Origin of the sequence: Citrobacter sp. wls711 (assembly GCF_005281055.1) — a bacterium.
Taxonomy (GTDB): Bacteria; Pseudomonadota; Gammaproteobacteria; order Enterobacterales; family Enterobacteriaceae; genus Citrobacter; species Citrobacter gillenii.
Genome location: NZ_SZXC01000059.1, coordinates 15713 through 26122 on the forward strand (window position 1 = coordinate 15713; position 10410 = coordinate 26122).

Annotated in this window: 23 protein-coding genes; 1 reads left to right on the forward strand and 22 read right to left on the reverse strand. The window is 49.7% G+C overall.

What is annotated here, in order from left to right:
* The 19 genes from rpsE to rpsJ form a co-directional block, all read right to left on the reverse strand.
* A complete protein-coding gene (rpsE, locus tag FDW98_RS17875; RefSeq protein WP_003031131.1) occupies positions 1-504 on the reverse strand; it encodes a 30S ribosomal protein S5 in 504 nt (167 codons plus the stop codon).
* A gap of 14 nt (positions 505-518) precedes the next feature.
* On the reverse strand, positions 519-872 hold the full coding sequence (gene rplR, locus FDW98_RS17880) for a 50S ribosomal protein L18 (protein ID WP_000358960.1): 354 nt from the start codon (positions 870-872) through the stop codon (positions 519-521).
* A gap of 9 nt (positions 873-881) precedes the next feature.
* Entirely contained in the window at positions 882-1415 is a 534-nt protein-coding gene (gene rplF / locus FDW98_RS17885) for a 50S ribosomal protein L6 (protein ID WP_096759319.1), read from the reverse strand.
* A gap of 12 nt (positions 1416-1427) precedes the next feature.
* On the reverse strand, positions 1428-1820 hold the full coding sequence (rpsH, locus tag FDW98_RS17890; RefSeq protein WP_003031127.1) for a 30S ribosomal protein S8: 393 nt from the start codon (positions 1818-1820) through the stop codon (positions 1428-1430).
* 30 nt (positions 1821-1850) lie between these two features.
* A complete protein-coding gene (gene rpsN, locus FDW98_RS17895; protein WP_003031125.1) occupies positions 1851-2156 on the reverse strand; it encodes a 30S ribosomal protein S14 in 306 nt (101 codons plus the stop codon).
* Between the two features lie 14 nt (positions 2157-2170).
* Entirely contained in the window at positions 2171-2710 is a 540-nt protein-coding gene (gene rplE, locus FDW98_RS17900) for a 50S ribosomal protein L5 (RefSeq protein ID WP_003031123.1), read from the reverse strand.
* 14 nt (positions 2711-2724) lie between these two features.
* Positions 2725-3039, reverse strand: coding sequence for a 50S ribosomal protein L24 (gene rplX / locus FDW98_RS17905; protein ID WP_003031122.1), 315 nt, complete (start codon positions 3037-3039; stop codon positions 2725-2727).
* Positions 3040-3049: 10 nt separating this feature from the next.
* On the reverse strand, positions 3050-3421 hold the full coding sequence (gene rplN / locus FDW98_RS17910; RefSeq protein WP_000613954.1) for a 50S ribosomal protein L14: 372 nt from the start codon (positions 3419-3421) through the stop codon (positions 3050-3052).
* A 162-nt stretch (positions 3422-3583) separates the two neighbouring features.
* Positions 3584-3838, reverse strand: coding sequence for a 30S ribosomal protein S17 (gene rpsQ, locus FDW98_RS17915; RefSeq protein ID WP_017460070.1), 255 nt, complete (start codon positions 3836-3838; stop codon positions 3584-3586).
* The gene (rpmC, locus tag FDW98_RS17920; RefSeq protein WP_000644742.1) at positions 3838-4029 is read right to left on the reverse strand and encodes a 50S ribosomal protein L29; all 192 of its coding nucleotides are present in this window, start codon (positions 4027-4029) and stop codon (positions 3838-3840) included. The genes rpsQ and rpmC overlap by 1 nt, the downstream gene beginning before the upstream one ends.
* Positions 4029-4439, reverse strand: coding sequence for a 50S ribosomal protein L16 (gene rplP / locus FDW98_RS17925; RefSeq protein ID WP_000941212.1), 411 nt, complete (start codon positions 4437-4439; stop codon positions 4029-4031). The genes rpmC and rplP overlap by 1 nt, the downstream gene beginning before the upstream one ends.
* Before the next feature lie 12 nt (positions 4440-4451).
* Positions 4452-5150 (reverse strand): 30S ribosomal protein S3, encoded by a 699-nt coding sequence (rpsC, locus tag FDW98_RS17930; RefSeq protein ID WP_006817277.1) that lies wholly within the window; start codon positions 5148-5150, stop codon positions 4452-4454.
* A gap of 17 nt (positions 5151-5167) precedes the next feature.
* Complete coding sequence (rplV, locus tag FDW98_RS17935) at positions 5168-5500, reverse strand: 50S ribosomal protein L22 (RefSeq protein WP_000448832.1); 333 nt, start codon at positions 5498-5500, stop codon at positions 5168-5170.
* Between the two features lie 14 nt (positions 5501-5514).
* Complete coding sequence (gene rpsS, locus FDW98_RS17940) at positions 5515-5793, reverse strand: 30S ribosomal protein S19 (RefSeq protein WP_001138115.1); 279 nt, start codon at positions 5791-5793, stop codon at positions 5515-5517.
* 16 nt (positions 5794-5809) lie between these two features.
* Positions 5810-6631 (reverse strand): 50S ribosomal protein L2, encoded by an 822-nt coding sequence (rplB, locus tag FDW98_RS17945; RefSeq protein ID WP_038634702.1) that lies wholly within the window; start codon positions 6629-6631, stop codon positions 5810-5812.
* 17 nt (positions 6632-6648) lie between these two features.
* The gene (rplW, locus tag FDW98_RS17950; RefSeq protein ID WP_004868363.1) at positions 6649-6951 is read right to left on the reverse strand and encodes a 50S ribosomal protein L23; all 303 of its coding nucleotides are present in this window, start codon (positions 6949-6951) and stop codon (positions 6649-6651) included.
* Positions 6948-7553 (reverse strand): 50S ribosomal protein L4, encoded by a 606-nt coding sequence (gene rplD / locus FDW98_RS17955; protein ID WP_003031119.1) that lies wholly within the window; start codon positions 7551-7553, stop codon positions 6948-6950. Before rplD ends, rplW begins: the two co-directional genes overlap by 4 nt.
* 10 nt (positions 7554-7563) lie before the next feature.
* A complete protein-coding gene (gene rplC, locus FDW98_RS17960; RefSeq protein WP_096759318.1) occupies positions 7564-8193 on the reverse strand; it encodes a 50S ribosomal protein L3 in 630 nt (209 codons plus the stop codon).
* 32 nt (positions 8194-8225) lie between these two features.
* The gene (gene rpsJ / locus FDW98_RS17965) at positions 8226-8537 is read right to left on the reverse strand and encodes a 30S ribosomal protein S10 (protein WP_001181005.1); all 312 of its coding nucleotides are present in this window, start codon (positions 8535-8537) and stop codon (positions 8226-8228) included.
* Positions 8538-8917: 380 nt separating this feature from the next.
* On the opposite strand from rpsJ, the gene FDW98_RS17970 reads away from it, so the two are divergent.
* Entirely contained in the window at positions 8918-9385 is a 468-nt protein-coding gene (locus FDW98_RS17970; RefSeq protein WP_096759507.1) for an A24 family peptidase, read from the forward strand.
* Here the strand turns inward: FDW98_RS17970 and bfr are convergent.
* The 3 genes from bfr to FDW98_RS17985 form a co-directional block, all read right to left on the reverse strand.
* Positions 9382-9858 carry a bacterioferritin gene (gene bfr, locus FDW98_RS17975; protein ID WP_096759317.1) on the reverse strand — a complete coding sequence of 159 codons (477 nt, stop codon included), beginning with the start codon at positions 9856-9858 and terminating at the stop codon, positions 9382-9384. The genes FDW98_RS17970 and bfr overlap by 4 nt on opposite strands.
* 71 nt (positions 9859-9929) lie before the next feature.
* Positions 9930-10124 (reverse strand): bacterioferritin-associated ferredoxin, encoded by a 195-nt coding sequence (bfd, locus tag FDW98_RS17980; protein ID WP_003031111.1) that lies wholly within the window; start codon positions 10122-10124, stop codon positions 9930-9932.
* A 184-nt stretch (positions 10125-10308) separates the two neighbouring features.
* A partial coding sequence (locus FDW98_RS17985; RefSeq protein ID WP_072107067.1) for a hypothetical protein occupies positions 10309-10410 on the reverse strand: 102 nt, incomplete at its 5' end.

Consider the following 10410-nt stretch of genomic DNA (forward strand, 5'->3'; position numbering starts at 1 on the left):
TTATTTCCCCAGAATTTCTTCAACGGATTTACCACGCTTGGCAGCGACCATTTCCGGAGATTTCATATTTTCCAAACCATCGATAGTTGCACGAACCACGTTAATCGGGTTGGTGGAACCATACGCTTTAGCCAGAACGTTACGAACTCCAGCGACTTCCAGAACGGCGCGCATTGCACCACCGGCGATGATACCGGTACCTTCGGAAGCCGGCTGCATGAAGACACGAGAACCCGTGTGAGTACCCTTAACCGGGTGCTGCAGGGTGCCGTGGTTCAGCGCGACGTTAATCATATTGCGACGGGCTTTTTCCATCGCTTTCTGGATCGCTGCTGGAACTTCACGCGCTTTACCGTAACCAAAACCAACGCGACCGTTACCATCGCCAACTACAGTCAGAGCTGTGAAGGAGAAAATACGACCACCTTTAACGGTTTTAGATACGCGGTTAACCGCGATCAGCTTTTCCTGCAGTTCGCCAGCTTGTTTTTCGATGTGAGCCATCTTACACCTCTACCTTAGAACTGAAGGCCAGCTTCACGGGCAGCATCTGCCAGTGCCTGGACACGACCATGATATTGGAACCCGGAACGGTCAAAGGATACATCTTTGATGCCTTTTTCCAGAGCGCGTTCAGCAACAGCTTTACCTACAGCTGCAGCAGCGTCTTTGTTACCGGTGTACTTCAATTGTTCAGCGATAGCTTTTTCTACAGTAGAAGCAGCTACCAGAACTTCAGAACCGTTCGGTGCAATTACCTGTGCGTAAATATGACGCGGGGTACGATGTACCACCAGGCGAGTTGCACCCAGCTCCTGGAGCTTGCGGCGTGCGCGGGTCGCACGACGGATACGAGCAGATTTCTTATCCATAGTGTTACCTTACTTCTTCTTAGCCTCTTTGGTACGCACGACTTCGTCGGCGTAACGAACACCCTTGCCTTTATATGGCTCAGGACGACGGTAGGCGCGCAGATCTGCTGCAACCTGACCGATCAGCTGTTTATCAGCGCCTTTCAGCACGATTTCAGTCTGGGTCGGACATTCTGCAGTAATACCTGCCGGCAGCTCATGATCAACGGGATGAGAGAAACCTAAAGCCAGGTTTACTACATTCCCTTTGACCGCTGCGCGGTAACCTACACCAACCAGCTGCAGCTTCTTAGTGAAGCCTTCGGTAACACCGACAACCATTGAGTTCAGCAGGGCACGCGCGGTACCAGCCTGAGCCCAACCATCTACGTAACCATCACGCGGACCGAAGGTCAGTGCATTATCTGCATGATTAACTTCAACAGCATCGTTGAGAGTACGAGTCAGCTCGCCGTTCTTACCTTTGATCGTAATAACCTGACCGCTGATTTTTACATCAACGCCGGCAGGAATAACGACCGGTGCTTTAGCAACACGAGACATTTTTTCCTCCGATTAGGCTACGTAGCAGATAATTTCGCCACCAAGACCAGCTTGGCGCGCTGCACGATCAGTCATAACACCTTTAGAGGTAGAAACAACTGCGATACCCATGCCAGCCATAACTTTTGGCAGCTCGTCTTTACGCTTATAAATGCGCAGACCTGGGCGACTGACACGCTGAATGCTTTCTACAACAGCTTTACCCTGGAAATACTTAAGAGTAAGTTCCAGTTCCGGCTTGGTGTCGCCTTCAACTTTAAAATCTTCAATAAAACCTTCTTCCTTCAGCACGTTGGCAATTGCCACTTTCAGCTTGGAGGAAGGCATGGTGACCGCAGCTTTATTCGCGGCCTGACCGTTACGGATACGGGTCAGCATATCCGCGATCGGATCTTGCATGCTCATCTGTCTTTACTCCCGTGATTCAATTGGTAATTACCAGCTAGCCTTTTTCAAGCCCGGTACTTCACCGCGCATAGCGGCTTCACGAAGCTTAATACGGCTCAACCCGAACTTGCCCACATAGCCATGCGGACGACCTGTTTGACGGCAGCGGTTACGCTGACGAGACGGGCTGGAATCACGCGGCAGAGACTGCAGCTTCAGAACTGCGTTCCAACGATCTTCGTCGGTCGCGTTCACATCAGAGATAATAGCCTTCAGTTCAGCGCGTTTTGCGAAGTACTTATCAGCTAAAGCTACGCGCTTTACTTCGCGTGCTTTCATTGATTGCTTAGCCATTCAGTAACCCTACCTTACTTGCGGAACGGGAAGTCAAAGGCAGCCAGCAGAGCACGGCCTTCTTCATCAGATTTCGCAGTAGTGGTAATGGTAATATCCAAACCACGCACGCGGTCGACTTTATCGTAGTCGATTTCTGGGAAGATGATCTGCTCACGGACACCCATGCTGTAGTTACCACGACCGTCGAAAGACTTAGCGGACAAGCCACGGAAGTCACGGATACGTGGAACAGCAATAGTGATCAGGCGCTCAAAGAACTCCCACATGCGTTCGCCACGCAGAGTTACTTTACAGCCGATCGGATAGCCCTGACGGATTTTGAAGCCTGCAACAGATTTGCGTGCTTTGGTGATCAACGGCTTTTGACCGGAGATTGCTGTCAGATCAGCTGCTGCGTTATCCAGCAGTTTCTTGTCAGCGATCGCTTCACCAACACCCATGTTCAGGGTGATCTTCTCGACCCGAGGGACTTGCATGACAGAATTGTAGTTAAACTCAGTCATGAGTTTAGCGACTACTTCGTCTTTGTAGTAATCATGCAGTTTCGCCATCGTACTACTCCAAATTACTTGATAGTTTCGCTGTTAGACTTGAAGAAACGGACTTTTTTGCCGTCTTCGAATCTAAAGCCTACACGGTCAGCCTTGCCGGTTGCCGCGTTGAAGATAGCAAGGTTAGAGATCTGAATAGCTGCTTCTTTCTCTACAATGCCGCCTGGTTGGTTCAGGGCCGGAACCGGCTTCTGATGTTTCTTAACCAGGTTGATACCTTCAACAATGACCTTGCCGGAAGACAGGACATTTTTTACTTTACCGCGTTTACCTTTATCTTTACCGGTTAACACGATAACTTCGTCATCACGACGGATCTTCGCTGCCATGATTCGCTCCTTAGAGTACTTCTGGTGCCAGAGAGATAATTTTCATGAACTTCTCGTTACGAAGTTCACGAGTTACCGGCCCAAAAATACGCGTACCGATAGGTTGCTCACTGTTATTGTTTAAAATAACGCATGCATTACCATCGAAGCGAATGACAGAACCGTCCGGGCGACGAACACCCTTCTTGGTGCGCACCACTACCGCCTTCAGCACATCACCTTTTTTGACCTTACCACGCGGAATTGCTTCCTTGATGGTGATCTTGATGATGTCGCCTACGCCTGCGTAGCGACGGTGCGAGCCACCCAGAACCTTGATACACATTACGCGACGTGCACCGGAGTTGTCGGCGACGTTCAGCATAGTCTGTTCTTGGATCATTTTAGTGCTCCGCTAATGTCAACTACTACTGAGACCCGAAAATCAGGTCGTTAAAAAGCCCCATATCGGGGGCGCGGCATTATAACACCGCTTCAACGATATGGGTAGAAAAAATAAACGGCTCATCGCTGAGCCGTTTATTCGTTGAGAATGCATACTCTATTACAGAATAGCTTTCTCTACAACGCGAACCAGCGTCCAGGACTTAGTCTTGGACAGCGGACGGCATTCGCGGATTTCAACCACGTCACCAGTACCGCATTCGTTGTTCTCGTCATGTACGTGCAGTTTGGTCGTACGCTTGATGAATTTACCGTAGATCGGGTGTTTCACAAAACGTTCGATAGCAACAACAATGGATTTCTCCATTTTGTCGCTAACAACGCGACCTTGCAGAGTACGGATTTTATCGGTCATTACGCACCCGCCTTCTCAGTCAGTAAAGTCTTAACGCGTGCGACATCACGACGCACTTGCTTCAACAGGTGAGACTGTTGCAGCTGGCCACTTGCAGCCTGCATACGCAGGTTGAACTGCTCACGCAGCAGATTCAGCAGCTCGGTGTTCAGCTCTTCAACACTCTTCTCACGCAGCTCTTTTGCTTTCATTACATCACCGTCTTAGTTACAAAGGTGGTTTTAATCGGCAGTTTCGCTGCTGCCAGCTTGAATGCTTCACGGGCCAGCTCTTCCGGTACACCGTCCATTTCATACAGGACTTTACCCGGCTGAATCAAGGCAACCCAATACTCCACGTTACCTTTACCTTTACCCATACGCACTGCCAGCGGCTTTTCAGTGATCGGTTTGTCCGGGAATACACGGATCCAGATCTTACCTTGACGCTTAACTGCACGGGTCATAGCACGACGTGCTGCTTCGATCTGACGGGCAGTCAGACGACCACGGCCAACAGCTTTCAGACCGAAGCTGCCGAAGCTAACATCCGTACCCTGCGCCAGACCGCGGTTACGGCCTTTGTGCATTTTACGGAATTTTGTACGCTTTGGTTGTAACATCAGCGACGCTCCTTATTTACGGCCTTTACGCTGCTGCTTTTTAGGTTGAGCAGCCGGTTCCGGTTGTTCAACAGCAGCCATACCACCCAGGATCTCGCCTTTGAAGATCCATACCTTAACGCCGATTACACCGTAAGTGGTGTGCGCTTCAGAGGTGTTGTAGTCGATGTCAGCACGCAGAGTGTGCAGCGGTACGCGACCTTCGCGGTACCATTCGGTACGTGCGATTTCCGCGCCGCCCAGACGGCCGCTAACTTCAACTTTAATACCTTTAGCGCCCAGACGCATTGCGTTCTGTACAGCACGCTTCATAGCACGACGGAACATAACACGACGTTCCAGCTGTGAAGTGATGCTGTCAGCAACCAATTTTGCGTCCAGTTCAGGCTTACGCACTTCGGCGATATTGATCTGGGCAGGAACGCCAGCAATATCAGCTACGACTTTGCGCAGTTTTTCTACGTCTTCGCCTTTCTTACCGATAACGATACCCGGGCGAGCGGTGTGAATGGTCACACGGATGCTCTTAGCCGGACGCTCGATAACGATACGAGATACAGACGCTTTAGCCAGTTCCTTAGTCAGGTACTGACGTACTTTAAAATCGCTGTCCAGGTTGTCAGCGAATTCTTTGGTGTTCGCAAACCAGGTTGAATTCCATGGTTTTACAATACCCAGGCGAATACCATTAGGATGTACTTTCTGACCCATTGCTAGTCTCCAGAGTCTCAGCGATCGGACACAACCACAGTAATGTGGCTGGTGCGCTTCAGGATGCGATCTGCACGACCTTTTGCACGCGGCATAATGCGCTTCATGCTAGGGCCTTCGTCTACGAAAATTTTCGTAACTTTCAGATCGTCAATGTCAGCGCCATCGTTGTGTTCAGCGTTAGCAATGGCAGATTCCAGGACTTTCTTAACCAGTACAGCCGCTTTCTTATTGGTGTAGGTCAGAATATCCAGAGCCTGCGACACTTTCTTACCGCGAATCAGGTCTGCAACAAGGCGAACCTTCTGAGCAGAAGAACGAGCATGGCGATGTTGAGCTAAAGTTTCCATCTCTTCCTCCTACCTTATTTCTTCTTCGCTTTTTTATCAGCAGCATGGCCGCGATAAGTACGAGTCGGTGCGAATTCACCCAGTTTGTGACCGACCATTTCGTCGGAAACAAATACCGGAACGTGCTGACGACCATTATGGACAGCGATGGTCAAACCGATCATGTTAGGAAAGATCGTTGAACGACGGGACCAAGTGCGCAGGGGCTTCTTGTCTCCGCTTTCCACCGCTTTCTCTACCTTCTTCAGCAAGTGCAGGTCAATAAAAGGACCTTTCTTGAGAGAACGTGGCATGGCTTATCCTCTAAAATTATTTGCTACGGCGACGTACGATGAATTTATCAGTACGCTTGTTGCTGCGGGTCTTCTTACCTTTGGTCTGAACGCCCCACGGAGTTACCGGGTGCTTACCAAAGTTACGACCTTCACCACCACCATGTGGGTGATCGACTGGGTTCATCGCAGTACCGCGAACGGTAGGACGAACACCACGCCAGCGTGCAGCACCTGCTTTACCCAGAACGCGCAGCATATGCTCAGCATTGCCAACTTCGCCCAGAGTTGCACGGCAGTCTGCTTCGACTTTACGCATTTCACCAGAACGCAGACGCAGGGTGACATAAGCACCATCACGAGCAACGATCTGAACGTAAGTACCAGCGGAACGTGCCAGCTGACCGCCTTTACCTGGTTTCATTTCTACGTTATGAACGGTAGAACCAACCGGGATATTGCGCATCGGCAGGGTGTTACCTGCTTTGATTGCAGCATCAACGCCAGATTGAACCTGGTCGCCAGCTTTCAGGCCTTTAGGGGCCAGGATGTAACGACGTTCGCCGTCTTTGTACAGAACCAGCGCGATGTTCGCGGAACGGTTCGGATCGTACTCAAGACGTTCAACAATTGCCGGGATACCGTCTTTGTTGCGTTTGAAGTCAACGATACGATAAGCCTGCTTGTGACCACCACCGATGTGACGAGTGGTGATACGGCCATTGTTGTTACGACCACCGGATTTGCTGTTTTTTTCAACCAGCGGAGCAAAAGGTTTGCCCTTGTGCAGCTCTGGGTTGACCACTTTAACAACGTGGCGACGACCCGGAGATGTCGGTTTACATTTAACAACTGCCATTGTATTACTCCTCCGACTTACTCAGCGCCGCCGACGAAGTCCAGATTCTGGCCTTCCTTCAGGGTGACGTAAGCTTTTTTCCAGTCGCTACGACGACCGATACGCTGTCCGTGACGTTTAACTTTCCCTTTAACAACCAGGGTGTTAACGACTTCGACTTCGACTTCAAACAGTTTCTGCACAGCAGCTTTGATTTCTGCTTTGGTCGCGTCTTTAGCAACTTTGAGAACGATGGTATTGGTTTTTTCCATCGCAGCAGACGCTTTTTCAGAAACGTGCGGTGCGCGCAGCACCTTCAGCAAACGTTCTTCACGAATCATGCCAGCATCTCCTCAACTTGCTTAACAGCATCAGCAGTCATTACGACTTTGTCGAAGGCGATCAGGCTAACCGGGTCGATACCAGTTGCATCGCGTACGTCAACCTTGTGCAGGTTGCGCGCAGCCAGGAACAGGTTTTCGTCCAGCTCACCGGTGATGATCAGCACATCTTCCAGAGCCATGTCTTTCAGTTTCTGTGCCAGCAGCTTAGTTTTAGGCGCTTCTACAGAGAATGATTCGACAACGATCAGACGATCCTGACGTACCAGTTCGGACAGAATGCTTTTCAGCGCGCCGCGGTACATCTTTTTGTTAACTTTTTGACTGTGGTCCTGCGGGCGAGCAGCGAAGGTTACGCCACCGGAACGCCAGATCGGGCTCTTGATAGAACCTGAACGCGCACGGCCGGTACCTTTCTGGCGCCACGGCTTTTTGCCTGAACCAGTTACTTCAGCACGAGTCTTCTGAGCACGAGTACCCTGACGAGCACCAGCTGCATAAGCAACAACAACCTGGTGAACCAGCGCTTCGTTGAAATCACGACCGAAGGTAGTTTCGGAAACAGTCAGCGCGCTCTGCGCGTCTTTCAATACTAATTCCATTGCTATCCCCTTACGCCTTCACAGCTGGTTTAACGATCAGGTCGCAACCGGTCGCACCCGGAACACCACCTTTAACCAGCAGCAGGTTGCGCTCAGCGTCAACGCGTACTACGTCAAGGCTCTGAACGGTGACACGCTCGTTACCCATCTGACCTGCCATTTTCTTGCCTTTGAACACTTTGCCCGGAGTCTGGTTCTGACCGATAGAACCCGGAACGCGGTGAGACAAGGAGTTACCGTGAGTCGCGTCCTGGGTACGGAAGTTCCAGCGCTTAACGGTACCAGCGAAACCTTTACCTTTAGAGGTACCGGTTACGTCAACTTTTTTAACGTCAGCAAACAGTTCAACGCTAATGTTCTGACCAACGGTGTATTCTTCACCATCTGCCAGACGGAACTCCCACAGGCCGCGGCCAGCTTCTACGCCAGCTTTAGCAAAGTGACCAGCTTCCGGCTTGGTTACACGGTTAGCTTTTTTAGCACCAGTGGTAACCTGAACAGCGCGATAGCCATCGTTAGCCAGATCTTTGATCTGAGTAACGCGGTTTGCTTCAACTTCGATAACGGTTACTGGGATAGATACGCCATCTTCAGTGAAGATGCGGGTCATACCCACTTTTTTACCGACTAAACCAATCATTGTATCAACCTCTCAATCGCTCGATGACCTGATTAACCCAGGCTGATCTGCACGTCTACACCGGCAGCCAGGTCCAGACGCATCAGAGCATCAACGGTTTTTTCAGTTGGCTCAACGATGTCAACCAGACGCTTGTGAGTGCGAATTTCGTACTGATCACGCGCGTCTTTGTTAACGTGCGGAGAGATCAGAACGGTAAAGCGCTCTTTGCGGGTCGGCAGCGGGATCGGACCACGAACCTGCGCACCAGTGCGCTTGGCAGTCTCGACGATTTCCGCGGTTGATTGATCGATCAGACGATGATCAAACGCTTTCAAACGGATACGGATTCTTTGGTTCTGCATGAGACCAGAGCTCCAATTATTTTATAGACGAAATAGTTACTCCTCAAACCCATTACGATTGATGGGAGAGTGTAACCGTTCTTACAGAGTTCCCCGATTGGGAACATTGTCTGGTATCGCTTTCGCAGTACCGGTGGCTCATATCGAACCGCTGTCAATATTAGACAAGCCCGCGCATTATACGTAAATCTCAGCCTTACGCAAGTGCCGTGTAGATATTAATCACTCAACCAGTAATGCGAGCCCGATTCCGCTCTGAATGCAGAGGTTTTGGTTCATCGTAATTTCTCCGGAAGGAAGCCAACAGAATGAGCAATCAAGCCTTGTATGGTCAACACGATTTCTTGAAGGTGGCATCTATTTCCACAAAGGATTCGCGCATGTACGCCGACCTCCCCTTTCTGTTTTTCTACATTTCATTATGCGGGCTACTTTGGGCCCAGGATTTACGTACCGGGTTATTACCCGACAAGTTGACCTGCCCTCTGCTCTGGTGCGGTCTTATTTACTACCAGTGCTGTAAACCGGCACTGTTATCCGACGCACTTTGGGGAGCCATAGCAGGCTATAGCGCATTTTCGCTGATCTACTGGAGCTATCGCCTGGTGCGGCGGTATGAGGGATTAGGCTATGGTGATGTAAAATTCCTCGCCGCATTGGGTGCCTGGCATCGGTGGGAATCCTTACCGCTATTGGTCTTCCTTGCGGCTTGTTTAGCGTGCTGCATGATGGGAGCTGAATATGTAAGACACGGAAAAAAAGGACTAAAAAACCCGCTGCCTTTTGGACCCTATCTGGCGGCTGCGGGTTTTATTATTGGCGGGGTAAATCTGGTACGGGGCTTTTAGTCACTGACTTTAATTTGCGACTGCAGGTAATTTTGCAATCCCAGTCTTCCAATCAGATCCAGCTCCGTTTCGAGCCAGTCAATATGCCCTTCTTCGTCGGTGAGGATCTCTATCATCATATCCCGACTGACATAGTCATGAACGCTATCGGCATAGGCAATGGCTTCACGTAAATCTTTTGCGCCATCCAGCTCAAGTCGAAGATCTGACTGAAGCATCTCCTCAACGTCTTCACCAATCCCCAACTTACCCAAGTCCTGTAAATTTGGGAGCCCTTCTAAAAACAAAATACGCTCGATGTATTTATCGGCGTGTTTCATCTCATCAATAGATTCATGGTACTCAACATCATTGAGCCGAGTCAGCCCCCAGTTTTTAAACATTCGGGCATGAAGAAAATACTGGTTGATCGCGACAAGCTCATTTCCCAATAGTTTATTGAGATAACTTATGATTTTAACATCACCTTTCATTTTATAGTCCCTCCGCTTCCACTCTTAGAGCGTAGATGGGGCTACAGGGATGTCAAAAAAAAGAGTGTGACCTAGGCGATCTCTTTAAATTCTGGCATTTGTGTTAATTCATCTTGCATCACTTCACGCGCAGCGCGAATGCATTTACCACATTGATTTCCAACAGGAATAAATTTTCGTAATTGTTGAAAAGATTGCGGATGAAACTGGCGAACAGCCTGACGAATTTTTTTATCACTTATCGCATTACACAAACAAACGTACATGATCGCTCCCGTTCAATTTATGCGCAAAGTGTAAATGAGAATAGTTATGATTACAATAGCACAATACTGTTTGTATGCCGAAGCGGCTTGCGAAAAATGCGAATAAATATTACAGGTGTCAAATATCAGGCAGCAAAAAGGGCGCCTAAGCGCCCTTTTCAATTCAAAACTAATTAACGAGTAATTAGCTCAGAACTTTAGCAACAACGCCCGCACCAACAGTACGGCCGCCTTCACGGATTGCGAAACGCAGACCGTCGTCCATCGCGATCGGGTGGATCAGGGT